At 65.0% G+C, this 24940-nt stretch carries 24 protein-coding genes; 12 read left to right on the top strand and 12 right to left on the bottom strand.

What is annotated here, in order from left to right; genetic code table 11:
* Positions 1–47 precede the first annotated feature (47 nt).
* The 3 genes from KO538_RS00615 to KO538_RS00605 all read left to right on the top strand — a co-directional run bounded on the left by KO538_RS00615 (position 48) and on the right by KO538_RS00605 (position 2128).
* Complete coding sequence (locus KO538_RS00615; RefSeq protein ID WP_034751905.1) at positions 48–767, top strand: SIMPL domain-containing protein; 720 nt, start codon at positions 48–50, stop codon at positions 765–767.
* Between the two features lie 78 nt (positions 768–845).
* Entirely contained in the window at positions 846–1244 is a 399-nt protein-coding gene (locus KO538_RS00610) for an OsmC family protein (protein ID WP_034751904.1), read from the top strand.
* Positions 1241–2128 (top strand): pirin family protein, encoded by an 888-nt coding sequence (locus KO538_RS00605; RefSeq protein ID WP_219327215.1) that lies wholly within the window; start codon positions 1241–1243, stop codon positions 2126–2128. The genes KO538_RS00610 and KO538_RS00605 overlap by 4 nt, the downstream gene beginning before the upstream one ends.
* A gap of 9 nt (positions 2129–2137) precedes the next feature.
* Here KO538_RS00605 and KO538_RS00600 read toward each other — a convergent pair whose 3' ends face one another.
* The 6 genes from KO538_RS00600 to KO538_RS00575 all read right to left on the bottom strand — a co-directional run bounded on the left by KO538_RS00600 (position 2138) and on the right by KO538_RS00575 (position 10022).
* The gene (locus tag KO538_RS00600) at positions 2138–4618 is read right to left on the bottom strand and encodes a TonB-dependent receptor (protein ID WP_219327214.1); all 2481 of its coding nucleotides are present in this window, start codon (positions 4616–4618) and stop codon (positions 2138–2140) included.
* A 139-nt stretch (positions 4619–4757) separates the two neighbouring features.
* A complete protein-coding gene (locus KO538_RS00595; protein ID WP_219327213.1) occupies positions 4758–5720 on the bottom strand; it encodes a FecR domain-containing protein in 963 nt (320 codons plus the stop codon).
* The gene (locus KO538_RS00590) at positions 5720–6238 is read right to left on the bottom strand and encodes a sigma-70 family RNA polymerase sigma factor (RefSeq protein ID WP_374106820.1); all 519 of its coding nucleotides are present in this window, start codon (positions 6236–6238) and stop codon (positions 5720–5722) included. The genes KO538_RS00595 and KO538_RS00590 overlap by 1 nt, the downstream gene beginning before the upstream one ends.
* 115 nt (positions 6239–6353) lie before the next feature.
* Positions 6354–6947, bottom strand: a complete 594-nt coding sequence (locus KO538_RS00585; RefSeq protein ID WP_070304740.1) for a metal-dependent hydrolase — start codon at positions 6945–6947, stop codon at positions 6354–6356.
* 389 nt (positions 6948–7336) lie between these two features.
* The gene (locus tag KO538_RS00580; RefSeq protein ID WP_257620108.1) at positions 7337–8956 is read right to left on the bottom strand and encodes an FHA domain-containing protein; all 1620 of its coding nucleotides are present in this window, start codon (positions 8954–8956) and stop codon (positions 7337–7339) included.
* A gap of 217 nt (positions 8957–9173) precedes the next feature.
* Positions 9174–10022 carry a class I SAM-dependent methyltransferase gene (locus tag KO538_RS00575; protein ID WP_219327211.1) on the bottom strand — a complete coding sequence of 283 codons (849 nt, stop codon included), beginning with the start codon at positions 10020–10022 and terminating at the stop codon, positions 9174–9176.
* A 148-nt stretch (positions 10023–10170) separates the two neighbouring features.
* Between KO538_RS00575 and KO538_RS00570 the strand changes: the two genes are divergently transcribed.
* On the top strand, positions 10171–10590 hold the full coding sequence (locus KO538_RS00570; protein ID WP_219327210.1) for a DUF2177 family protein: 420 nt from the start codon (positions 10171–10173) through the stop codon (positions 10588–10590).
* On the opposite strand, the gene KO538_RS00565 is transcribed toward KO538_RS00570, so the two are convergent.
* From KO538_RS00565 to KO538_RS00555, 3 genes are all read right to left on the bottom strand, one after another.
* Positions 10571–11521 carry a PP2C family serine/threonine-protein phosphatase gene (locus tag KO538_RS00565; protein ID WP_219327209.1) on the bottom strand — a complete coding sequence of 317 codons (951 nt, stop codon included), beginning with the start codon at positions 11519–11521 and terminating at the stop codon, positions 10571–10573. The genes KO538_RS00570 and KO538_RS00565 overlap by 20 nt on opposite strands.
* Positions 11522–11669: 148 nt before the next feature.
* Positions 11670–12116 (bottom strand): glycine zipper 2TM domain-containing protein, encoded by a 447-nt coding sequence (locus tag KO538_RS00560; protein WP_034751896.1) that lies wholly within the window; start codon positions 12114–12116, stop codon positions 11670–11672.
* Between the two features lie 120 nt (positions 12117–12236).
* A complete protein-coding gene (locus KO538_RS00555; protein ID WP_070304745.1) occupies positions 12237–12767 on the bottom strand; it encodes a GNAT family N-acetyltransferase in 531 nt (176 codons plus the stop codon).
* A gap of 175 nt (positions 12768–12942) precedes the next feature.
* On the opposite strand from KO538_RS00555, the gene KO538_RS00550 reads away from it, so the two are divergent.
* Both KO538_RS00550 and KO538_RS00545 read left to right on the top strand, forming a co-directional pair.
* Positions 12943–14391 carry a M20/M25/M40 family metallo-hydrolase gene (locus KO538_RS00550; RefSeq protein ID WP_219327208.1) on the top strand — a complete coding sequence of 483 codons (1449 nt, stop codon included), beginning with the start codon at positions 12943–12945 and terminating at the stop codon, positions 14389–14391.
* A gap of 6 nt (positions 14392–14397) precedes the next feature.
* Positions 14398–15303: a LysR family transcriptional regulator gene (locus KO538_RS00545; protein ID WP_219327207.1), complete on the top strand. Its 906-nt coding sequence runs from the start codon at positions 14398–14400 to the stop codon at positions 15301–15303.
* A 14-nt stretch (positions 15304–15317) separates the two neighbouring features.
* Here the strand turns inward: KO538_RS00545 and KO538_RS00540 are convergent, their stop codons facing one another.
* Both KO538_RS00540 and KO538_RS00535 read right to left on the bottom strand, forming a co-directional pair.
* Positions 15318–16748 carry an MFS transporter gene (locus KO538_RS00540; protein WP_219327206.1) on the bottom strand — a complete coding sequence of 477 codons (1431 nt, stop codon included), beginning with the start codon at positions 16746–16748 and terminating at the stop codon, positions 15318–15320.
* Between the two features lie 121 nt (positions 16749–16869).
* Entirely contained in the window at positions 16870–17727 is an 858-nt protein-coding gene (locus tag KO538_RS00535) for an MBL fold metallo-hydrolase (RefSeq protein ID WP_219327205.1), read from the bottom strand.
* Between the two features lie 176 nt (positions 17728–17903).
* Here KO538_RS00535 and KO538_RS00530 point away from each other — a divergent pair, with 176 nt between their 5' ends.
* Together KO538_RS00530 and KO538_RS00525 are read left to right on the top strand one after the other, a co-directional pair.
* Complete coding sequence (locus tag KO538_RS00530; protein WP_070220955.1) at positions 17904–18140, top strand: hypothetical protein; 237 nt, start codon at positions 17904–17906, stop codon at positions 18138–18140.
* 123 nt (positions 18141–18263) lie between these two features.
* Entirely contained in the window at positions 18264–18512 is a 249-nt protein-coding gene (locus KO538_RS00525) for a hypothetical protein (protein WP_034751890.1), read from the top strand.
* A 15-nt stretch (positions 18513–18527) separates the two neighbouring features.
* Here KO538_RS00525 and KO538_RS00520 read toward each other — a convergent pair whose 3' ends face one another.
* Entirely contained in the window at positions 18528–18821 is a 294-nt protein-coding gene (locus KO538_RS00520) for a hypothetical protein (protein WP_219327204.1), read from the bottom strand.
* A 50-nt stretch (positions 18822–18871) separates the two neighbouring features.
* Between KO538_RS00520 and prpB the strand changes: the two genes are divergently transcribed.
* The 4 genes from prpB to prpF all read left to right on the top strand — a co-directional run bounded on the left by prpB (position 18872) and on the right by prpF (position 24879).
* Positions 18872–19759: a methylisocitrate lyase gene (prpB, locus tag KO538_RS00515; RefSeq protein ID WP_219327203.1), complete on the top strand. Its 888-nt coding sequence runs from the start codon at positions 18872–18874 to the stop codon at positions 19757–19759.
* 69 nt (positions 19760–19828) lie between these two features.
* The gene (gene prpC, locus KO538_RS00510) at positions 19829–20983 is read left to right on the top strand and encodes a 2-methylcitrate synthase (protein ID WP_035819899.1); all 1155 of its coding nucleotides are present in this window, start codon (positions 19829–19831) and stop codon (positions 20981–20983) included.
* An 11-nt stretch (positions 20984–20994) separates the two neighbouring features.
* The gene (gene acnD, locus KO538_RS00505; RefSeq protein ID WP_219327202.1) at positions 20995–23589 is read left to right on the top strand and encodes a Fe/S-dependent 2-methylisocitrate dehydratase AcnD; all 2595 of its coding nucleotides are present in this window, start codon (positions 20995–20997) and stop codon (positions 23587–23589) included.
* 99 nt (positions 23590–23688) lie between these two features.
* A complete protein-coding gene (prpF, locus tag KO538_RS00500) occupies positions 23689–24879 on the top strand; it encodes a 2-methylaconitate cis-trans isomerase PrpF (RefSeq protein WP_219327201.1) in 1191 nt (396 codons plus the stop codon).
* Positions 24880–24940: the final 61 nt, after the last annotated feature.

Raw genomic sequence — 24940 nt, 5'->3', positions numbered from 1 at the left:
GCTATCTTGACGGATACTTCATGCACCTTAACCGTGCTGGAGTGTCCGTGTTCAAACGCCGCCTGCTGTCCATCGTGTTCGCCTGCCTGCCCATCTCCGTCCTGGCCGGCGATCTGCCTTCCTATCCCTTCATCCACGCGAAGGGCACGGCCTACAGCTTCGTCACGCCGGACCTGGGCGAGATCGATTTCGACGTCAGCGTTTTCGACCCGGCGCCGGACGTGGCCACGGCCCTCCTGCAGACGCGCATCACGGAAATCAAGGCGCTGCTGGTGGAGCAGGGTTTGCCGGAAGCGGCGGCCGGCATCGAGGTGCGCGACGTGCGCAAGGAAATCCGCAAGGGCGCGGAACAGGACCCGGCCAATCCGCAGTACCAGATCAAGGCGAGCGTGCATATCAACGTGGCCGATTTGTCGAAATGGCCCGCCGTCATGGGCCCGCTGCTGGCCATGCCCAACCTCGATGCGTTTGCCGTCACCTTCGGCGCCACGCAGCGCATCCGCCTGGAAGAGGAACTGGTGGGTGAGGCCGTCAAGGATGCGCAGCGCAAGGCCGACGCCATGGCGCGCGGCTTCGGCAAGCGCGTGGGCGCCGTGGCCGGCATCTCGTCGGACCAGCTGAAAAACCTGGGCAATGCGGTCGGCCTGGTGCCGTCCGACCGCTACCAGCGCGCCAACAGCCGCCAGCGGCAAAATCCCGACGACATGCTGATGGTCACCGTCCTCAAGATGGGGCAGACGGTCGATGCCGTGTTCCGTATCAAATGACCAGGTAGCAGGGCAGCGGGCTGCGCCAAGCGGCCAAACGGTGTAAATTGTGGCTTTCCAAACGCACCAAGGAACGACATGACCATCAAAGCCATCCGCGACCAGTCGCAACCCATGCGCCACATCGTGCACGTACGCGACCACATCATTTCCGCCGACGCCTCGGTGGAGGAGGGTGGCGGTGACGCCGGCCCTTCGCCGCACGACCTGTACGACGCGGCCCTGTCGGCCTGCAAGGCGCTCACCGTCGTCTGGTACGCCCGGCACAAGGGCATCCCGCTGGAGCACGTGGAAGTGTCGACCGAGCGCGATGCCAGCGAAGAGCGCAAGGGTGTGTACCGCCTGGCGGCCACCCTGCACCTGACGGGCGAGCTGACGGATGCGCAGCGTGAGGAATTGCTGGCCGTGGCCGGCAAATGCCCGATCCACAAGCTGATGACGGCCGTCACCACGGAAATCACGACGGTGCTGGCATGAGCGCGGCCATCCTGAAAAGCCACGAAAAGGACTTGGGCGGCGGCTTCGTCGTGCGGCGCTTGCTGCCGTCCGCGGCAAAGCAGGCCGTCGGTCCCTTCATCTTCTTCGACCATTTCGGCCCCATCGACGTGGCCCCCGACGCCAATCACGACGTGCGCCCCCATCCGCATATTGGCCTGGCCACCGTCACCTATCTGTTCGAAGGCGCGATCGACCACCGCGACAGCATCGGCTCGTACCAGCGCATCGAGCCGGGTGCCATCAACTGGATGACGGCCGGGCGCGGCATCGTGCATTCGGAACGCACGCCGCACGACCTGGCGGGCCAGCCGCACCGCACGCACGGCTTGCAGCTGTGGGCCGCGCTGCCCAAGGAGCATGAAGAAGATGAACCGAGTTTCACGCACACGCCGCAGGCCGACATTCCCGTCGTGCCGCTTGATGGCGCCGTGGTGAAGGTGTTGATCGGCACGGCCTTTGGCCAGACGTCGCCCGTGCGCACCTATATGCGGACGGTGTACCTCGACGTGGCGCTGCAGGCGGGGCGCGAGTTGCGCCTGGAAGGCTTGCCGCCGGAGGCTGCGATTTATCCGATCAGCGGGGACGTGCTGGTCGATGGCGTGGCACTGGTGCCGCACACCATGGCCTTGCTGGAAGCCGGGGCCGTGCCTGTGGTGACGGCAGGTAGTGGCCCGGTGCAGTTTGTCGTCATCGGCGGCGAGCCGCTGGACGGCCACCGTTTCCTGTTCTGGAATTTCGTCTCGTCGAGCAAAGAGCGATTGTCGCAGGCGGCCGACGACTGGACCGCCCAGCGCATGGGGAGCGTGCCGGGCGAGACGGAATTCATTCCGCTGCCGAAGGCGCCATTGCGTCCTCCGGCATAAGCGTTTCGTCTAGAACCGCGCGCGCAAGGTCAGTTGCGCCTTGCGCGGTTCGCCATAGAAATTGCCCCACGCAGGCGCGCCCACCGTCTGGTAGTAGCGCTTGTCGAGCAAGTTCGTCACGGACAGCGACGCCGTCCAGTTACGGTCGATCTGGTAGGCGCCGCGCGCGCTGAACAAGGCATACGCGCCTTGCGCCACCGTGACGTTCTGCGTCACGCGCGAGCTCTCCGTCTGGAAGTTCACGCCGCCGCCCACGCTCCACTTCTGCAAGGCGCCGGGCAGGCGGTAGTCGCTCCACGCGCGCAGCATGTGGCGTGGCGAGTAGGTGCTGGCGAACATCACCCCCGCATTCGACGTCTGTTCCAGGTACTTGAAGTTGTTGAGGGTGTAGCCGGCGAACAGCTGCCAGCCCGGCGCCACTTCGCCGCTGATTTCAGCGTCGAGGCCTTCGCTGCGCACCTTGCCCGCCGAGAAATAGCACTCCGTGCCGCTGGAGCAGGTGTTGACCAGGTCCAGCTCCGCGCGGTTGCGCTGCTCGATGCGGAACAGCGCCAGCGAGGTATTGACCTTGCCGTCGAACAGTTCACCCTTGACCCCCACTTCCAGGTTGCGCCCCTTGAGCGGGTCGAGCAGCGCGCCTTCGGCCGTGCGCTGGTTTTGTGGCTGGAAGATGTCGGACACGCTGGCGTAGCCGGACCAGCGCTTGTCGAACGCGTAGATCACGCCGCCATACGGCGTGATGACGCCGTTTTCGCGGTACGGATCGATATACACCTCGCCCGTGTCGCGGTACACGCTGCTCCATTTGTAGTTCGACACACGCGCGCCCGCCACCACGGTGAGCGGATCGCTGACGCTGAAGCGGGCCACGCCATAGGCGCCCGTCTGCGTCATTTTCGTCAAGCTGGGATCGCCGCGGTAGCTGTTCTCGCGGAACCAGGCATCGCTCGGTTCGGCCACGCCGTGATTGGGCCGCAGCGGGTTGTTCGGCTGCTGCAGCAAGGCCAGGCTGAAATCGCTGTCGCTTTCCAGGCGGTTCGTGTTGATGCCGGCGCTGAAGCCGTGGCGGCGGCCGAAAGCGTTGAATTTGCCGTCGAGCGACAGGTCGAGTCCCTTGTTGGTGCTGCCGTAGTCGAACACGCCGCCATACATCATCATGCCGGCCATGGTGGCGGGATTGATCGCGCCCTGGCTGAACATGTATTTCACGTCATGCCGCTCGCGCGTGTAGTTGGCGCTGGCCTTGAGCGACCAGTCGGCGTCGAAGCGGTGCTCGAATTCGGCGAAGACGGCCGTCTGCTTGCTATTCCAGCGGTTCCAGTCGGCGCCGAGGAAGGTTTCGCGCGGCAGTTTCGGGTCGCTGCCATCGCGGTAGCGGGCCATGCCGGAAAAGAACGGCGTCGAATGCAGTTTTTCGTAGCTGGCGCCCGTCGTCAGCTTGCTGCCCGGCGCCAGGTCGAATTCCAGCACGCCATACAGCACGTCCGTGCGGCTATCGGCCACGTCATAGAAATAATCGCGCTGCTCGTGCGCGGCCACGGCGCGGCCGCGGATGCTGCCCGATGCGTTCAGCGGACCGGTGACGTCGACTTCGCCGCGCACGTCGTTCCAGCGGCCTGCGCTCAGCGCCAGCTGCAGCTGCTTTTCCGCCAGCGGACGCTTGCGCACCATGTTGATGGCGGCGCCCGGCGAGCCCGTGCCCTGCAGCAGGCCGGTGGCGCCGCGCACGATTTCCACCCGGTCCAACACGGCCGTGTTGCTGGTAAAACTGTTCGCCTGCGGGTAGTACATGGCGCGGTTGACGCCATCGAACTGGTAAGTGTCGACCATGAAGCCGCGTGAATACACATAGCGCCCGCCCATGGGGCTGTCGTACATGGTGATGCCGGTGGTGTTGGCCAGCACGGCATCGATGGTGTTGAGATTCTGGTCGTCCATTTTCTGGCGCGTGACGACGCTGACGGATTGCGGAATTTCGCGCAGGGTTTGCACGCCCTTGCCGACGGTGACGGCGCGCGCCGCATACGAGTTGCTGTGCTCACTGACGGGGTCGCGCTCCATGCTGGCGCTGACCGTCACGGGCGCCATGGTCTTTTCCACGCCGGCCGCCGCTGCGGACGATGGCGCCGCCTGGCGCAGCACGTAGGCGCCGTTCGGCAGCTGCACGGCTTCCAGGCCGCTGCCGGCCAGCACCTGGACAAAGCCCTGGGCTACGCCAAAGCTGCCGCGTACGCCGGGCGAGCGCAGGCCGCGCGTCTGCGCCGGGTCGGTCGACAGGCTGACGCCGGCGGCCACGGCAAAATCGTTGAGGGCCGTGGCCAGCGGGCCGGCCGCAACAGCATAGGCTTGCGGGGCGGCGGTCGCGGCGGCCTGGCCTTGCGCCAGGGCGGGGGCGGCGACAAAGGCGGCGGGGGCGGCGCAAGCCATGGCGAGGACGGCCAGGCGGATGGCGTGCGCGGCGGGATGGAGGACGGGGGTGGTCAGCTGCATGCTCGGTCTTTCTGCTCTAAGGGATAAGAATTGGCGTGTGAATCGGCTACGTGAATTGGCTACCTAATTGGCTACTTAACTAGGAAGCCGAAGCAGCGCAGCGAAACACCAACCCCTGGCGCAAAAAAACTGAAAATAATTACACCGGCCGGGCCGCCACCGTGGCCCAGTAGCGCGTGAAGTACGTCACTTGCAGCCCGTGCGAGGCGCACAGGCTTTCCAGCACGGCGTCGATATCGTCGAGCCGGTAAGTGCCCGTGACGGGGCGCCGCGCCACGGACGCGTCGCACGCGAGGCGCCCGCGCCGGTAGCGCGCCAGCTCCTGCACCAGTTGCTGCAGGGGCCAGTCGGCGGCCACCAGCATGCCGCGCAGCCAGCTGTCCTGGTGCGCGGACATGGCCTGTACGTGCTCCGAGCCGCTTGCGCTGAAGCGCAGCTGCTGTCCCGCTTCGAGGCGGCGCACGGCGTCCGGGCGCGCCGCGCAGCGCACTTCCACTGCGTGTTCGTAGACGCTGACCGTGCTGCCATCGGCATCGCAGCGTACGCCGAAGCGCGTACCGAGCGCGCGGATCACGCCGTGCGGCGTGTCGACGAGGAAGGGACGGGCATCGGATGCGGTCGTGATCATGATTTCGCCATGGTGCAGGCGGATGCGGCGGTGCGTGGCGCCGTAAGCGACATCGAGCGCGCTATCTGTGTTCATTTCCATGCGCCCGCCATCGGCCAGGGTCACGTGGCGGCGCTGGCCCGGCACCGTGCGCAAGGACGCCGTCCACGCTTGCCATGGGGCGGATTGCAGGCCCGCCTGGCCCAGCGCGATGCCGCCGCCGGCCGCCACCAGCATGGCCAGCACTTTCGCGGCGGCGCGCCGGCGCTGCTGCGCCGCCTGCAGGGCAGGCATCGCCAGCGCTGCCGGTATCGCGCCCAGCTGACCGTCCATGCGCCGCAGCAGCTCCCAGGCCTGCTCATGTTCGGCACTGGCATCGCGCCATGCCTGCAGGGCGGCCGGGTCGGCGCCGCCGCACTGGAGTTCCACATGCCAGTGGGCGGCGGCGGCCAGGACCTTGCGGGCGATGGGAGTGGACGAGGATGCGCCGAACATCAGTTAGCCGCCAGCATCAGGCATTCCGTGTAGGCGCGCACCAGGTGCTTTTTCACGGTGGGTAGGGACACGCCGAGCCGCCGGCTGATGTCGACATAGCTGAGCTCCTCGATTTGCGCCAGCAGGAAGATGTCCCGCGTGCGCGCACCCAGGCGGTCGAGCAGGCGGTCGATGGCGAGCAGGGTTTCGATGATGATGGCATGCGTTTCGGCGCTGATCGATACCGGCTCGGTTTGCTGCGCCAGCGCTTCCAGGTAGGCCTGTTCCAGCGCCTGGCGCCGGTAGCGGTCGATCAGCAAGCCGCGCGCGATGGTCGCCAGGTAGCCACGCGGTTCGCGCAGCGGTGCCAGCGGTGTCAAATCGCGCTTGCCCAGCAGGCGCAAGAACGTGTCCTGCGCCAGGTCGGCCGCCTCGGCGCGGTTGCCCAGCTTGCCGCGCAGCCAGCCATACAGCCAGCCGTGATGCTCGCTGTACAGGGTGCTCAGGTGATTGGCGTGGATGGGACTGACGGTGCTCACTGCGTTCTCCAGGCAAGGGAAGAGCTGGGCTGACGGAACGCGGGGTGCCGGCTGGCTGGGCTGTTTGAGAATGATACTCATTATCACATTGCCATGCGGCCCCCGTCAATCGGCGTCAGCCACCGAGACGCCAGCGCTCCTGCCACTGTTGCAGATCCGCCCAGGCTTGCTGCAGGGCAGCGCCGGACCAGTGCAGCAGGCTGTCCAGCGCCAGCACGCTGCGCTGCCAGTGGATGCCGTCAAAAAACACGTGGTCGGCCACGATGGTGGCGGCCAGCCAGGCGGCGATGATGACGATGATGTCGTGGCGCCCGCTTTTCCACCAGCGCAGCGAGTGGCGGCGGAAAATCCACGGCACGCCCAGCGGATTGGGCCAGTCCGCCAGCAGATGCATGATGCCGCCGGCGGCAAAGCCGAACAGGGGCGGCGCCCACAGGTGGTGCGGCAATTGCAGATACGTGTAGACAAGCAGGGCGATCCAGGCCAGGCCCCAGTGCGTCCATGTGCGGTGCGTGATCCACAGCTTGTGCGTGCGCGCCCACCAGGCCACTTCCAGCCAGTCCGGCGCCGTGCCGCCCAGCGCTCCCATGACAAAGGCGAGCACGCTCAGCACTTGATAGGGACCACCGGCGCCAGCGTGCGCGACCAGGGCGGCAGCGATCACGCCGGCAGCCCAACCGGTCGCATGATGCGCTTTGTTGGAAGCCATAGAAAATGTAAAACGCCATGCGGGGTGTTGTGTGAAATGCAGGGGATATTAACTGGATGAATATACAGTATGCAAGGGCGTGGAGGGGTGCTATTTGCAGAATATCTGCTGATAATTTGTTAAATTGTGTGTCGGGATAGCTTGGCCAGCGGACTCTGCAATGCATGCCGTCCGGTCATTTGTGTTGTGCGACTGATAATGTAATTGGCGCAGGGCGCGCTATGCTGAAAGCAGTTTGACGTTTTGAAGAGGTGTCGCCATGAAAATCCCGCGCGAATTGCAGATTCCCGCCCTCGTGTTTTCGCTGGAAGCGGTGTTTATTATTGGCTTGTCGCTGATTTTCCTGGTGCTGGTACCGCGCTAGCGGTCAGGCGTCAGGAGGTGCGGTATCAGGCCGTTTGCATGGTTGTGCTGTCGCACAGCGCCGCGCCTTCGGTGCGGATGATCCAGCATTCCGGATACGGTTCGCTGGCGAAGCGGTTGTGCCGCGCGAAGCCGCTGAGCTTGTCGAGCGCGGTGGCGGGGGCCAGCGCCGTTTCCTTGCCACTGGCCGTGTCCAGGTGCCAGAAACCGCCGTTGCGGTGGAAGAGCACGGGCAGGCAGCTGGCTTGCGGCGTGGCAAGGTGGCTTGCCGGCGTGGGCTGGGTGTCGGGCAGCAGCAGGTAAAAACACTCGGCGCGGGCGCCGTGGTCGATGCGGTGCAGGATCACGCCGTGCGCGAGCAGGGCCGTGACGCTGAGTACGACGATGCCCTTGATGCTGGCAGACAATTCGATGCGCATGCCCAGGCGCAGGGGTACGGGCTTGTGCTTGCCGGGCCACACGCCGTCGAGCAGCAGGCCGTAGCGCGACACGTCTTCGATTTCAAAGCCTTGCTGGCTGCGCCGGATGATGGCGTGGCGGCCGGACAGGCGGCGCGTCAAGCCATTGTTGTCCTGGCCGTCGGGGCTGAAATGACTGAGCAGCACATCGGCTTCCGGGTCCACCAGCTCGAAACGCCCCAGCATGCATTCTTCCAGCGCGAACAGGCGGATCTGGCGCTGTTCGCCCGCTTCCGGCGCAGCATTGACGAGGCAAGCGGCCTGGCTCGGGTGCGGATGGCAGTGGCTGGCGGCGGGCAGGTCAACTTCGATCAACTCCTCGTCCCAGGCAATCGTGGTAAAGCCCATGTCGATCTTGCCTTGCGGCGCGGACAGATCCACGTGGGCGATGCCGGCATTGCGCGCCGTCACGTCGAGATTGCAGCCGTCGCCGCCCGTCACGCGGGCGATCGAGGCGTCGTCGGCCATCACGCGCACGTTCTTGTGCGTGCTGAGGAAGATCTGGTGGATTTCCGTCAGGGTGGCGTCGCGGCGCGGCACGAGGATGACAAACGTGCACACCCATTTCTGCGCCACGGCGCCATCGACATGGCTGTGGACTTCCACTTCGATCTGGTATTGCCCGTGTTCCTTGTTGCGTGAGGAAAACTCGACAAACACGGGACGCCAGTCGCCGCGCGTGGTGCGTACGAAATCATGCTGCACGTGGCCGCGCGGGATCAGGTCCGAGCGCAGGCGCAAGGTCAGCTGCGGTGCGCAGGCGGCGCTCATGCCGCGCAATTCCATTTTTAATGTTTGCCGTCCGCCTGCCGCGCGCGGATCGAAGCCGCTGATGTGCAGGTGGGCTTGCACGGGCTGGTAAGCTGGAGGGACCGTTGATGGCGCAACGGGCGCTGGCGTGAACACCGAGGTGGCGGCAGAGGCGGGTACAGAGCGGCTTACCGTTTGAATGGCGGCATCGCGGATAACGGCATCGCGGATAACGGCATCGCGAATATCAGAATCATGTGCAGGGGCGTGCGGATGCGCCGTTGCCGATGGCTCGGAACGGGCGCTGCGCAGTGCGGTCAACAGGTCGTAGCTGCTGGAGGCAGTCGTTGCTTGCGGGTGGTTGCCCGCGCAGACTGTTTCCCCAGGCAAGACCCAGAACGTACAGTGCGGGTGCTCCGGGTTGCTGCATTTTTTCATGACATTCTGACTCGAATCGAGCGGGGACATTCTGCCCTCTGTTATACATGAGAGCTTACGCGCTTTTGCGCCTGCTTGGCAACTTTCGCGACACCGGAATGCGCTCTTTTTGCCCAAATTCGTGCCCCTGGTCACACCTTGCCATCCATGCCATGGAAACTATTGCTTAAAAGAATATTTTATATCTTTCTGGATATGTTGTTTTGCTAACAATGTCTTAGCCGCGCCGTTTGCTGACGATGACTTCCAGATACTCGCCCGGCACCACCAGCGAGTGGGCGCCGGCCGTATTCAGGCGTTCAAGCATGGCGAGCAGTTCCTGTTCCAGCGCTTCGGCACCAGTTGCGTCGAGCGCGGCAAACGCCTTGTGGACGGGGCCGTAATAGTCGCGGAAGATTTGCAGCCAGTGTTGGGCGGAAGCGTAGCGGAAATTGAAGACCTTGCTTTGGCCGTGCACCTGCTCCGCCCCCTGGCCGAACAGGGCGCGCACATACGCCTCTTCGCCCCAGCGGGCCGGCGACACCATGCCTGCCGGGGGCGGCACATATTTGCCTATGGTTTTGAACAGTTGCCCGACAAAGCCGTCCGGCGTCCAGTTGGCCATGCCGATGCGTCCGCCGGGCCGCAGCACGCGCAGCATTTCGCTGGCCGCGCGCTGGTGGTCGGGCGCGAACATCACGCCAAAAGTCGACAGGGCCGCGTCGAAACTGGCATCGGCGAAGGGCAGGGCTTCGGCGTCAGCCACGCGGAAGGTCACGGCCAGCCCTTCCGCCTCGGCGCGTGCGCGGCCCTTGTCCAGCAGCGCCGGCACATAATCGGTGGACACGACACGGGCAAAGCGGCGCGCGGCCGCCAGGGTGGCGTTGCCATTGCCGGCGGCGATGTCGATGACGTCTTCGTGGGCGCGGATATCGGCGGCCTCGGCCAGCGATTCACCGACCGGCTGCAGGGTCACGCCGATGATGGCGAAGTCGCCGCTGGCCCAGCTCGCTTGCTGGCGCTGCTTGATGGCGGCGTAGTCGGGCGCGCTTGCGGCGGCCTGCGGTGTCGGGATGGTGTTGCTCATGGCGTGCTCCTGACGTTGGAGAGGTCTATCCTTCAGACCGCGCGCCATGGGCATGGTTCAATTCATACAGGCCGTCGTGAGCGTGGCGGTGTTTTGCATTATGCTGGCGCAACTGTTTCCCCACGCTGCCTGACGCCGAGAGATGACCATGCCTGCCCAACGCCCGCTCCAGCTTGCCATTGCCTATGGCGCCACCTTGTGCGTGTTCCTGGCCATCGACGCCCTGTGGCTGGCGGTGCTGATGAAGCCCGTGTACGCAGCGGCGCTGGGGCCGCTGCTGGCGGACACGCCCCGCTGGGCGCCGGCCGTGCTGTTTTACCTGCTGTACGTGGCGGGGCTCGTGGTGTTTGCCATCTTGCCCGGCTTGCGGGCGCGTCGCGGACGCACGGCGGCGGCGCTGGGCGCGCTGCTCGGGTTGCTTGCCTATGGCACCTATGATTTGAGCAACTATGCGACCTTGCGCGATTGGCCGCTGGCCTTAACGGCGATCGACATGGCGTGGGGCGCCGTGCTGTCGGCCGTGTCGGCAACTGCCGGCTACCTGGCCGCTAGCCGATCGGGGTGCTGAACTCCGCATCGAAGCGCAGCGCCAGCATGGTAATGTTGTCGCTGTGCAAGCCTTTTGGCGGCTGGTAGAGGAAGTCGTCGAACAGGGCGCTGACGGCCTGCGCCGCAGTCTTGCCGGCGCACAGGGCGGGCCAGCGGGCCGTGAGGGCGAGCGGATCCTCGCAGGCCCAGAAACCGTCGCTGGCCAGCAGATAGTGGGCGCCGGGGCGCACGCGCAGCACGCGGCGGTCGCCCAGGTGCGCGAGGAAGGGCGGCAAGGTGGCCGCGTCGAGGCCCATTAAAGGCTTGTCGAGCTGCAAGCTGTCGCTGATGGCGTTGCCTAAAATAAAGGCCTGCGAGATTTGCGGATGGTGTTCGCCATGCACGGCGGCCCGCCAGCGGGTCTCGTCGAGTGTGCCGCGCATGGCGTACACGGTGGCCGGCACGTGGTCGACGGTGAGGATGCTGGCAACCCCGTCGGCAATTTCATACAGGCGCGAATCGCCCACGTGATACAGCAGCGGCGCTTCGCCGGGCGGCACTTCCAGCAAGGTCAGGGTGGTGCCGGGCGGACGCGCCTGGGCTGGCTCGGTCCTGGCGAAGGTGTCTTGCAAGCGCGTGTGCAGCTGGTCGAGCCAGGCCGCCAGGCTGGCCGTGTCGAGGCAGGCGGGCATGGCCAGCAAGCCTTGCACGGCCGCTTCCGCCGCTTCGCGCCCATGCCCGTGGCCGCCCATGCCGTCGAGCACGGCGGCGCGCACATGGCCGCGCGGCCAGCCCGGCACCTGGCAGTGGAATGGCGCCTGCTGCGACAGGCAGACGGCGTGGCCGCTGGCATCGATCAGCAGGAAGTTGTCCTGGTTTTCGCGGCGCGGCAGGGGGCCCGCGCCCACGCTGGTGCCAGCGGCGGCATCGAGCCAGGGGCCGAAGTCGAGCCCGTCTTTGATTAAATGCATCGGTTGTTGCGGTCCACGCGGCCAGCAATGTTGATCATAGGACACAGCTTAGCCGAAATCATGCGGGAGCGATACCTTGCCTATTTCGCAAAAAAACCTGCGGCAGCAGGCTGGCGCAGGTTTTTCATGGTGCAGTGCAGGGCGGTGCTTAACGGCGATGGCCCCAGCCATGGCCATGACCGTGGCCACGGTCATAGTAGTCGCGGCGGCCATGGTCGCGGTAGTAGCCGCGGCCCGGTTGCACGTAGACAACAGCCGGCGGGCCATAGTAGCGCGGTGGCGGCGCGTAGTACACGGGCTGCGGCGCCGGGGCGTAGTACACCGGTTGCGGCGCAGGCGCGTAATAGGTTTCGCGGTAGCCGCCGCGATAGCCGCCACGGTCGTAATAACGGTCATTCGTGCTGATGCTGTTGCCGACGGCGGCGCCCAGCACGCCACCGACGATCGCGCCATTGCGCCCGCCGGTGCTGTTGCCAATGGCCGCTCCGACAACGGCGCCTGCAACGGTATTGAAGTCGCGGTCACCGGCGACTGCGGCCGAAGACACAGCCACTGCCGCTACCATTACCGCACCCAGGAGTTTCTTGTTCAACATGGCATTTCCTTCCATTCCGGCGAGATCACAATGATCTGCATGAAGTGGACTATATCTGCTGCCGCAAGCTTGTTCCACGTCTAATACAACTTATTACAATCCTACCCCGGCCGTAACAAGTCAGCGCCGGCGCGCCTGCCATTCGGGACGCAGCAGGCTGTACATTTTGACATCGCGCATCACGCCATTGATAAAGAAGGCCTGGCGTAGCAAGCCTTCCTGGGTAAAGCCGTTCTTTTGCGCGATGCGCTCGGAGCCGATGTTCAGCGGGTCCATCAGCAGCTCCAGCCGGTGATACGGATAGGCGCTGAACAGGTAATCGACCACCAGGCGCGTCGCTTCGCTCATGTAGCCTTGTCCGTCGCGCTGCCGGTCGAACAGGCGGTAGCCGATCTCGCGCGAGGACGGCGTGCGGCTCTTGAAGTGCGTGATCGTGCCGATGATGTGCTGTGAGTGATCTTCGATGAGGAACAATTCGCTGTCCTCGGTGACAAAGCCCGATTGCAGGAAGTCGCGCCGCATGGCCTCGGGCGACTTGAATTGCATGGAGAAAAACTCGCCGCGCGAGGGCAGGTCGTTGACGAGGGAAATATAGGTATTCAGGTCGGCGGCCTGCAAATGCCGGATGGTGCAGAGGGTTCCCTTGAGCATGTCGGTTTCCGGTAGCGATCACGAATCCTGATGGTAATCGACTCTGGGGGAAACAGGCAATCGATCCCGTAAAAGTTGCTGCAATGACAGAACAAATACGCTATCGTAGAAAGCCGCGCCTTGCCCATGACCAAGGCGTACCCGCTTCGACCTCGTTGACTGGAACTGACATCACATGCCTACCATCCTGACTGGCGCGCCACTGCGCCGTTCCGTTTTATCCATCGCCCTTGGCTGCATCGTCAGCGCCGGGGCCTTTGCCGCAGCGCCAGGCAATACCCCGCAAGCGCTGGCGCAGGTGCGCGACACGGCCTTGCAAAGCGACTGGGCGTATGCCCGCCTGGCCGACATGACGGATCTGATCGGCCCGCGCCTGTCCGGTTCCGCCGGCGCTGCCGCCGCCGTGCAGCAAGTGGCGAACACCATGCGCCAGCTGGGCGCCACCGTCACCCTGCAGCCCGTGAAAGTGCCGCACTGGGTACGCGGCGTGGAAACGGCGGAAATCGTCGATTATGCGGGCCGTCCGCAGGGCGTGTCGCAGCGCGTGGTGCTCACGGCCCTGGGCGGCTCGGGCGCGACGCCGGCCGCCGGCCTGACGGCTCCCCTCATCATCGTCAAGAGCCTGGAAGAACTCAAGGCACGCGCGCCGGAAGTGAAGGGCGCCATCGTGCTGATCGACACGCCGTTCGACCAGGAGATGGCCGAGCGGGGCCTGGCCGGCGTCACCTATGGCCAGGGTTCGCGCTCGCGCTTCCTCGGACCGAAGGCGGCGGCCAACCTGGGCGCGGCGGCTGCGCTCGTGCGCTCGGTCGGTGGCGCGAACTTCCGCATCCCGCACGCGGGTGCCACGGGACTGGACGACAACAAGCGCATTCCGGCCGCCGCCGTCACCGTGGAAGACGCCTTGCTGATCGGCCGCCTGGCCGCGCGCGGCCCCATGAAAATGCACCTGACCCTGACGCCGCAAAACCTGCCGGAAGCGGACAGCTATAACGTCATCGCCGACTGGCCGGGCACGGACAAGGCCGACGAAGTGGTGGTGGTGTCGGGCCACCTCGATTCCTGGGACCTGGCGACGGGCGCGCATGACGACGGCGCCGGCGTGGTGGCGGCCATGGGCGTGGTGGAAACCCTGAAAAAGCTCGACTACCGCCCGCGCCGCACCATCCGCGTGATCGCCTGGATGAACGAGGAGAACGGCGGGCGCGGCGGCCAGGCCTACTTCGAGGCCCACAAGCAGGCGCTCGGCAAACAATATGCGGCCATCGAGATGGATAGCGGGGCCGGCCGCCCGTTCGGCATCAAGGCCAGCGTGGGACCGAAAGCGGAAAAACTGTTTACGCCTTTGCTGGCGGCCCTGCAGCCGATGGGCGCACACGCGTTCACGCGCCGCGATGCACTGGGCACGGGCGACCTGCACCGCCTGGAAACGGGCGGCGTGCCCAGCTTCGAGCCGCTGGTCGACAGCCACAGCTACTTCCACTACCACCACACGCCGGCCGACACCCTGGACAAGGTCGACCCGGATAACCTGAAGCGCAACGTGGCGCTGATGTCGTCGCTGGCCTGGTTCCTGGCCAATATCGACGGCGAGATCGGCCGCGCGCCGGAGCAGGGCGAGTAAGCGCCAATGTCGCTACCCGACCTGAACCTGTTGATTACCCTCGATGTCCTGCTGGCCGAGGGTAGTGTCACGCGCGCGGCGCGGCGCTTGCGCCTGAGTCCATCGGCCATGAGCCGCGCCCTGGCGCGCCTGCGCGAGACGACGGGCGATCCGCTGCTGGTGCGCGCCGGCCGTGAACTGGTGCCCACGCCGCGCGCGCTGGAGCTGCGCGCAAGGGTGGGGCCCCTGTTGGGCGAGGTGCTGGCCGTGCTGGGGCCGGCGCAACAGCTGGACCCGCGCCAGCTGGCGCAAACATTCACGCTGCGTTCGAGCGACGGTTTCGTGGAAAATTTCGGCCCGGCGCTGCTCGCGCATATCGGCGCGCAGGCGCCTGGCGTGCGCCTGCGCTTCGTGCAAAAGCTCGACCGCGAAAGCGCGCAGCTGCGCGAGGGCAGCATCGACCTGGAAACGGGCGTGATCGGCAGTCTCACCAGCCCGGAAGTGCGCACGCGCAGGCTGTTCGGCGACCGTTTCGTGGGCGTGGTGCGCAGCGGCCATCCGCTGGCGCAGGGCGAGATCAGCGCCGAACGCTATGCCGCCGGCCAGCACGTGCTGGTGGCGCGGCGCGACCAGGATACGGGACCGATGGACGACGCGCTGGCCTCCCTGGGATTGCAGCGCACGATCGCCAGCATCGTCGGCGGCTTTACGGCGGCGCTGGCGCTGGCGGCCGGCTCCGACCTGATCGCCACCGTGCCGGAGCGGCATACGGGCAATCTGCGCGCCGGCATGTTTACCTTTGCGCTGCCGCTGCGCATGCCGGAGCTGACCGTGTCATTGATGTGGCATCCGCGCATGGATGCCGACCCGGCCCACCGCTGGCTGCGCGGCTGCGTGGTTGACGCCTGCGCGGCCCGGATAATCGCGGGCTGATGCCGCCGCACGCATCATTTGGGGTCTCCAGCCTTGCTCAGGGCGCGCCCGAGCGTGAAAATGGCCAGCGCGGCGAGTATCAGTGCGCTGGCCACGCCAAAGGTGGCGTGCATGCCGGCTATCATGGCGGCCGGCCTGGCGCTGGCGATATCGCTGGCGCCGGCAGCGAAAACGGCGCCCATCACGGAGGCGCCCGTGACGAGCCCCAGGTTGCGCGACAGGTTGAGCATGCCGGAAATGACGCCGCGCTGCTCGGGAGCGATATCGACCATCACGGCCGTATTGTTGGCTGCCTGGAACAGCGCGTAGCTGGCCGTCAGCAGCATGATCGGTGCGACGTAGCCGGGAATGCCCAGGCTGGCGGGCAAGAGGGCCAGCGCCAGGCAGGCGCCAGCCGCGCCGCACAGGCCCGCGCCGCCCATGCGCTGCGCGCCGTAGCGGTCCACCAGCCAGCCGGACGGCACGCCGCAGAACGCCGCCACCAGCGGTCCGGCCGCCAGCACCATGCCGGTGGCGGCCGTACCCAGGCCCAGGCCGCGCGCCAGGTAGAAGGGGCCGACCACCAGGGTGGACATCATGACCGTCGACACCAGCATGCTGGTCGCCAGCCCGGCGCTGAGCACGGGCGCGCGCAGCATGGCCAGGCGTATCAGCGGCGCCGGCGCTTTCAGTTCAACGCGGACGAACACGATGGCGCCCACGCAGGCGGCCAGCAGCAGCGCCACGTTGCGCATGCCGAAATGGCCGCGGCCCAGCGTCATCACCAGCGCATAGGCGGCCAGGGTCAGCGCCAGCAGCATGGTGCCGCGGTGGTCGAACACGGGACGTTTGGCGTGCGCGCCGCGCTGGTCGGCCGGCAGGTAGCGCCAGGCCAGCAATAGCGCCACGCCGGCCAGCGGCACGTTGACGAGGAAAATGGCTTGCCAGCCGAAGCGGGCGATCAGCAGCCCGCCCAGCGCGGGGCCGAGCGTGGTGCCGATGGCCGACATGGTGCCGAGCAAGCCCATGGCGCTGCCCGTTTTGGCCTTCGGCACGGTGCTGCCGACAAAGGCCATGGTCAGTGCCATCATGATGGAGGCGCCCAGGCCCTGCAGTGCGCGCGCGGCGACCAGCTGCCACAAGGTGGATGCCAGCGCGCACAGGATGGAGGCGGTGGCAAACAGGGCGATGCCTGCCAGCAGCAGGCGGCGCCGGCCGATCATGTCGCCCAGGCGGCCCACGCTGACGATCAGCGCGGTGATGGCCAGCAGGTAGGACAGCACGATCCATTGCACATCCTGGAACGGCGCATGCAGGGCCGTGGCCATGTCGGGCAAGCCCACGTTGGCAATGCTGGTGCCCAGCGCCGGCAGCAGCATGGCCAGCGACAGGCTGGCAAGCGCGCCGCGCACGGGTAGCGTGATGGCCTGCTGCTCGTGTGGTGCGGATTTTGACGGTGGTTGCATGGCGTGGCGGATCCTCGGATAGGGTCACCACATGGTACTGAGGGATCTGGCATGGCGGAAGACGCAGCATGTGCATTGTGTTGTTGCGTCTGACGCCATGTGAGGGAACTACATCACCAGGCTAGATCGCATTGAGCGGTATCTTCAGGTAGCGCACGCCGTTGTCTTCCGGTTCGGGCAGCTTGCCTGCATTGATGTTGACCTGGATGGCGGGCAGGATCAAGGTCGGCATGTCGAGAGTGGCGTCGCGGCTGGTGCGCATGGCCACGAACTGTTCTTCCGTGATGCCGTCGCGCAAGTGGATATTGCTGGCCCGCTGTTCGGCCACCGTCACTTCCCAGCGCGCCTCGCGGCCGTTGGGCGGGTAGTCGTGGCACATGAACAGCCGCGTTTGCGGCGGCAGCGCCAGCAATCGCTGCGCGGAGCGGTACAGCAGGGAAGCGGAGCCGCCGGGAAAATCGCAGCGGGCCGAGCCCACGTCCGGCATGAACAGGGTGTCGCCGACAAACACGGCGTCGCCGATCTGGTAGGCCAGGTCGGCCGGCGTGTGGCCGGGCACGTGCAGGGCGCGCACTTCCAGCTGGCCAATATGAAATACCTGGTCGGGCGCGAACAGCTGGTCGAACTGCGAGCCATCGGCCCTGGCGCCATCCTGGTGGTAGACGGCCGCGAACGCCTGCTGCACCGTCTGGATGGCGGCGCCGATGGCCACGTCGCCGCCCAGTTGCTGCTGCAAATAGGGTGCGGCGGAAAGATGGTCGGCGTGCGCGTGGGTTTCCAGCAGCCAGCGGCATTGCAGGCCGTGTTCGCGCACGAAGGCGATCACCTTGTCGGCCGAGGCGGTCGAGGTGCGGCCCGCCTTCGGGTCGTAGTCGAGCACGGAGTCGATGATGGCGCAGTCCCGCCCATCGGCCTCGTAGACAACATAGGTGACGGTGGCGGTGGCGGAGTCGAAAAAAGCTTGGATTTGTGGAGTCATCACGGCGGCAGGGGACAGGCAGGGAATAACATTATATCGCCAGAGTTCGTTCAAAAAATGTTGAAAATTAACATTTAACATGCGAAAAACAGATAAGCGAACGAGCCAGGCGCGCGACTACCGTGCGCACCCTGTGTCTTGCCGCGTGCTAACCTCATTCTTCCAAGGAGGATTTCATGAACGATATCACTGCACGCAGCGAACAATACCGCGGTTTTACGATTTCCGTGACCCCGCAAAAGGATAACGACGACTTATGGGATTTTACCTACCGCCTGCAGCGCGACGGTGAGCCGGAAGCGCAGGCGATCACGCGCAGCCGCACCTTGGGCGGCTACGCTGCCCCTGAGACGGCTTGCACGGCGGGCCTGGAAGTGGCCAGGACGGAAGTGGATAATCTGCTGCGCCCTTGAGCCAGCGTAAATCGTTTAGCCCGAAAGTGCGCCTGGCTATGGCCGGCGCGTGAAACACGTCGCTGCCAGTCGCGCTTCATGCTACGATTTCCAGTATTGAGTCAGTCACCAAGGAGGCACCCCATGAATAGCAGTTCTAAAATTCACTATAAAGGCTGGGAAATCGTTCCCCTGGCCGTGCCCACCACCGATGGCAAATGGTCGGCCAGTTGCGACATCGAACGCGCCACGGCGGAAGGCCTGGAAGTGTTCGAAGGCTCGACCATGCAGTTCGTGCGCGACGACGAGGAGGGCGCCATTGCCGCCGCCTGCGAAGAGGCCGTGCGCCAGATCGACAATATCATCGCCAATCCGCTGGTGCGGCTGGCCTAGTTTGCCCTGGTAGTATCAGTTGTATAAATCAGCCGGCGCCCGCCGGCTGTTTTTATTGCGCGTCTTGCCAACCTGGGCTTTCATCGCCTTGTCTACCCGTCTGTTTCGCGTTTCAATAAATGTTTCAAAATAAGTTTCATGAAACAATATTGAAACATTTTTGACGCCAAACGTGACATCGCTGTTCCGCTGCGTCACAGCGCACCGTGCGTGGCCTCGTGGCCGTTTGCCTGCCTTTTCACTCTGCATTCGACGCTTTCCGCCCAGACCAAGGGGTCCTGGCACGGCATTTGCAATACTGATGCTCATAGCCACTCCGTGAAACATTCGGGACCATCCGAAACCCATAAGGTGAACACATGACTCAATACTCCGCAGGTGCCGCATTCCGCAAGGCCGTCCAGGAAGAATCCCCGTTGCAAGTGGTCGGCGCCATCAACGCCAACCACGCCTTGCTGGCCAAGCGCGCCGGTTACAAGGCCATCTACCTGTCCGGCGGCGGCGTCGCGGCCGGCTCGCTGGGCTTGCCCGACCTGGGCATTTCCAGCCTGGACGACGTGCTGACCGACATCCGCCGCATCACCGACGTATGCGACCTGCCGCTGCTGGTCGACGCCGACACGGGTTTCGGTGCATCCGCCTTCAACGTGGCGCGCACCGTGAAATCGATGATCAAGTTCGGCGCGGCCGGCCTGCACATCGAAGACCAGGTGGGCGCCAAGCGCTGCGGCCATCGTCCGGGCAAGGAAATCGTGAGCAAGGAAGAAATGGTCGACCGCATCAAGGCCGCCGTCGATGCACGCACGGACCCGAACTTCGTCATCATGGCGCGCACCGATGCGCTGGCCGTCGATGGCCTGGAAGCGGCGCTCGAGCGCGCCGTCGCCTGCGTCGAGGCGGGCGCCGACATGATCTTCCCGGAAGCGATCACGGACCTGGACATGTACGCCACGTTCGCCAAGGCGGTCAATGTACCTATCCTGGCCAACATCACGGAATTCGGTTCCACGCCGCTGTTCACCCTGGACGAGTTGCGCAGCGCCCACGTGGGCCTGGCGCTGTACCCGCTGTCCGCCTTCCGCGCCATGAACAAGGCGGCGGAAAACGTCTACCAGGCGCTGCGCCGCGACGGCACGCAAAAGAATGTGCTCGACACCATGCAGACGCGCATGGAGCTGTATGAATCGATCAATTACCACGATTTCGAGCAAAAACTCGATGCGCTGTTCGCCGCGCAAAAGAAATAAACAGAAGCAGGGGCCGCATGCCGGCCCCGCAGTGATGCAACCGAGACTAGTCAATTTTTGGAGAAATCAATGAACGCACCGCAAGCCGCCACTTTCAAGCCTAAAAAATCCGTCGCCCTGTCCGGCGTCACCGCCGGCAATACGGCGCTGTGCTCGGTCGGCAAGACCGGCAACGATTTGCACTATCGCGGCTATGACATCCTGGACGTGGCCGACAGCTGCGAGTTCGAGGAAATCGCCTACCTGCTGGTGCACGGCAAGCTGCCGACGTCCGCCGAACTGAAAGGCTACAAGGCCAAATTGAAATCCTTGCGCGGCTTGCCGTCGGCCGTGAAACTGGCGCTCGAAGCGCTGCCGGCCGCCGCCCACCCGATGGACGTGATGCGCACGGGCGTGTCCGTGCTGGGCTGCACCTTGCCGGAAAAAGACGACCATAACGCGCCGGGCGCGCGCGATATCGCCGACCGCCTGATGGCGTCGTTCGGCTCCATGCTGCTGTACTGGTACCACTACAGCCATAACGGCAAGCGCATCGAAGTGGAAACGGACGACGATTCGATCGGCGGCCACTTCCTGCACCTGCTGCATGGCGAAAAACCGTCGGCGTCGTGGGAAAAAGCCATGCATACCTCGCTGATCCTGTACGCGGAACACGAATTCAACGCGTCGACCTTCACCAGCCGCGTGATCGCCGGCACGGGTTCGGACATCCACTCGGCCATCACGGGCGCCATCGGCGCGCTGCGCGGCCCGAAACACGGCGGCGCGAACGAAGTGGCGCTGGAGATCCAGAAACGCTACGACAACCCCGACGAAGCGGAAGCGGACATCCGCGAGCGCGTCGCCAACAAGGAAGTGGTGATCGGTTTCGGCCACCCCGTCTACACGATTTCCGACCCGCGCAACGTGGTCATCAAGGAAGTGGCCCGTTCGCTGTCGCAGGAAGCCGGTTCCACCAAGATGTTCGACATTGCCGAGCGCCTGGAATCGGTCATGTGGGAAATCAAGAACATGTTCCCGAACCTGGACTGGTTCTCGGCCGTGTCCTACCACATGATGGGCGTGCCGACGGCGATGTTCACGCCGCTGTTCGTCATCTCGCGCACCTCGGGCTGGGCTGCCCACATCATCGAGCAGCGCATCGACAACAAGATCATCCGCCCGAGCGCCAACTACGTGGGCCCGGAAGACCTGGAATTCGTGCCGATCAAGGACCGCAAATAATGAGCATCAATATGAATACCCTGCATCGCAAATCCTTGCCAGGCACCCAGCTAGACTACTTCGACACGCGCGCCGCCGTCGATGCGATCCAGCCAGGCGCCTACGCCACCTTGCCCTACACCTCGCGCGTGCTGGCCGAAAACCTCGTGCGCCGCTGCGACCCAGCCACCCTGGACGCCTCGCTGAGCCAGTTCATCGAACGCCGCCGCGACCTCGACTTTCCCTGGTTCCCCGCGCGCGTCGTCTGCCATGACATCCTGGGCCAGACGGCCCTGGTCGACCTGGCCGGCTTGCGCGACGCCATCGCGGCCCAGGGCGGCGACCCGGCCCTGGTCAACCCGGTGGTGCCCACGCAGCTGGTGGTCGACCACTCGCTGGCCGTCGAATGCGGCGGCTTCGACCCCGACGCCTTCGCCAAGAACCGCGCCATCGAAGACCGCCGCAACGAAGACCGCTTCGACTTCATCGACTGGACCAAGAAAGCGTTTAAAAACGTCGACGTGATCCCGCCGGGGAACGGCATCCTGCACCAGATTAACCTCGAGCGCATGTCGCCCGTGATCCAGGTGCAGGACGGCGTGGCCTATCCCGACACCCTGGTGGGCACGGATTCGCATACGCCGATGGTTGACGCGCTGGGCGTGATCGCCATCGGCGTGGGCGGCCTGGAAGCGGAAAGCGTGATGCTGGGCCGCGCCTCGTGGATGCGTCTGCCCGACATCATCGGCGTCAAGCTGACGGGGAAACCGCAGCCCGGCATCACGGCCACCGATACGGTGCTGGCGCTGACGGAATTTTTGCGCAAGCAGAAGGTCGTCTCGTCCTACCTGGAATTCTTTGGCGAAGGCGCCTCGCACCTGACCCTGGGCGACCGCGCCACGATTTCCAACATGGCGCCGGAATTCGGCGCCACGGCCGCCATGTTCTACATCGACGCGCAAACCATCAAATATCTGAAACTGACGGGCCGCGACGACGAACTGGTGAAACTGGTGGAGCTGTACGCGAAAGAGACGGGCCTGTGGGCCGACAGCCTGGTCGACGCGCAGTATGAGCGCGTATTGACGTTTGACCTGTCGTCCGTCGTGCGCAATATCGCCGGGCCGTCGAATCCGCACAACCGCGTACCGACGTCGGAACTGGCCGCGCGCGGGATTTCCGGCGTGGTCGAGAACGAGCCGGGCAAGATGCCGGACGGCGCCGTCATCATCGCGGCTATTACCAGCTGCACCAATACGAACAACCCGCGCAACATGATCGCCGCCGGCCTGATCGCGCGCAATGCGAACCGCCTGGGCCTCACGCGCAAACCCTGGGTGAAATCGTCGCTGGCGCCAGGCTCGAAAACCGTGGAACTGTATCTGCAGGAAGCGGGCCTGATGCCGGAGCTCGAAACTCTGGGCTTCGGCGTCGTGGCTTTCGCCTGCACCTCGTGCAACGGCATGTCGGGCGCGCTCGACCCCGTGATCCAGGATGAAGTGGTGTCGCGCGACCTGTACGCCACGGCCGTCCTGTCGGGCAACCGCAACTTCGACGGCCGCATCCACCCGTACGCGAAGCAGGCTTTCCTCGCATCGCCGCCGCTGGTGGTGGCCTACGCGATCGCCGGCACCATCCGCTTCGATATCGAGAAGGATGTGCTGGGGATTGACGCGGACGGCAAACCGATTTTACTGAAAGATATCTGGCCGTCCGACGAGGAAATCGACGCCATCGTCGCATCCAGCGTCAAGCCGGAGCAGTTCCGCAAGGTGTACATTCCGATGTTCGCCGCGCAGGCGGACGACGGCATCAAGGTCAGCCCCCTGTACGACTGGCGTCCGCAGACGACGTATATCCGCCGTCCGCCGTACTGGGAAGGCGCGCTGGCTGGCGCGCGCCCATTGAAGGGCATGCGTCCGCTGGCGGTCCTGGGCGACAACATCACCACCGACCACTTGTCGCCATCGAACGCCATCATGCTCGATAGCGCGGCCGGCGAATACCTGGCGAAGATGGGCTTGCCGGAAGAAGACTTCAATTCCTACGCCACGCACCGGGGCGACCATTTGACGGCGCAACGCGCCACGTTCGCCAACCCGACCCTGAAGAACGAAATGGTCATCGAGGACGGCAAAGTGAAGGCGGGTTCGCTCACGCGCATCGAGCCGGAAGGCAAAATCTCGCGCATGTGGGAAGCCATCGAGGTGTACATGGAGCGCAAGCAGCCCTTGATCATCATCGCCGGCGCCGACTATGGCCAGGGTTCCTCGCGCGACTGGGCCGCCAAGGGCGTGCGCCTGGCTGGCGTGGAAGCCATCGTGGCCGAAGGTTTTGAACGCATCCACCGTACCAATCTGGTGGGCATGGGCGTCTTGCCGCTGGAGTTCCTTCCCGGCGTGAACCGCAAGACCCTGGGCCTGGACGGCAGCGAAACCTATGACGTCGTCGGCGAGCGTACGCCGCGCTCCACCCTGACCCTCGTCATCCACCGCAAGAACGGCGAAACGGTCGAAGTGCCCGTCACCTGCCGCCTCGATACGGCGGAAGAGGTGTCGATCTATGAGGCTGGCGGCGTGCTGCAACGGTTTGCGCAGGATTTCCTCGAGTCTTCGAAAGCCGCGTAATTCACGATTGATGCAACGTAAATCAGGGGTCAGACCCGACGGGTCTGACCCCAGCTCTTTGCCTCTGGGTTTAATCAGCAATTCAACGCAGGAACTCTAATGACCCACACCCCCCAAATCAAAATCCCCGCCACCTACATGCGCGGCGGCACCAGCAAGGGCGTGTTCTTCCGCCTGCAGGATTTACCCGCCAGCGCGCAAGTGCCGGGCGCCGCGCGCGATGCCTTGCTGCTGCGCGTGATCGGCAGCCCCGACCCGTATGGCAAGCAGATCGACGGCATGGGCGGCGCCACCTCGAGCACCAGCAAGACGGTGATCCTGGCGAAAAGTACCAAGCCGGAGCACGACGTCGACTACCTGTTCGGCCAGGTGTCCATCGACAAGCCGTTTGTCGACTGGAGCGGCAACTGCGGCAACCTGTCTGCCGCCGTCGGCTCGTTCGCCATTGCCAGCGGCCTGGTGGACGCCGCCCGCGTGCCGGCAAACGGTATCGCCACGGTGCGCATCTGGCAAGCCAATATCGGCAAGACCATCATCGCCCACGTCCCCATGACGGATGGCGAAGTACAGGAAACGGGCGACTTCGAGCTCGATGGCGTGACCTTCCCGGCCGCCGAAGTGAAACTGGAATTCCTCGATCCGGCCGCGGAGGAAGAGGGTGGCGGTGGCGCGATGTTCCCCACCGGCAACCTCGTCGATGACCTCGACGTGCCCGGCATCGGCGTGTTGAAAGTCACGATGATCAACGCCGGCATCCCGACGATTTTCGTCGACGCGGACGCCATCGGCTACACGGGCACGGAGCTGCAGGACGCCATCAATGGCGACCCGGCCGCGCTGGCCCGTTTCGAGACCATCCGCGCGCATGGCGCATTGCGCATGGGTTTGATTTCCCACCTCGATGAAGCGGCGAAACGCCAGCACACGCCGAAAGTGGCGTTTGTCGCCAGGCCGGCCGGCTATGTCTCGTCCAGCGGCAAGCAGGTGGAGGCGGGCGACATCGACCTGCTGGTGCGCGCCCTGTCCATGGGCAAGCTGCACCACGCCATGATGGGCACGGCCGCTGTGGCCATCGGCACGGCGGCGGCCATTCCCGGCACCCTGGTCAACCTGGCGGCCGGCGGCGGTCCCCGCAACTCGGTGCGCTTCGGCCACCCGTCCGGCACCCTGATGGTGGGCGCGGAAGCGGCGCTGGCCGATGGCGCATGGAGCGTCACCAAGGCCATCATGAGCCGCAGCGCGCGCGTGCTGATGGAAGGGGGCGTGCGCATACCCGGCGACGCGTTTTAAGCTGCCAGGCGAAACAGGCGGATGCGCATGCAGATCAGTTGATATTTCTGCTAGCAAAGAA

This window comes from Janthinobacterium sp. NKUCC08_JDC (assembly GCF_019345575.1).
Classification (GTDB): domain Bacteria; phylum Pseudomonadota; class Gammaproteobacteria; order Burkholderiales; family Burkholderiaceae_D; genus Janthinobacterium; species Janthinobacterium aestuarii.
The sequence above is the reverse complement of the archived record's forward strand: the minus strand, read 5'-3'. Positions and strand labels throughout refer to the sequence as shown.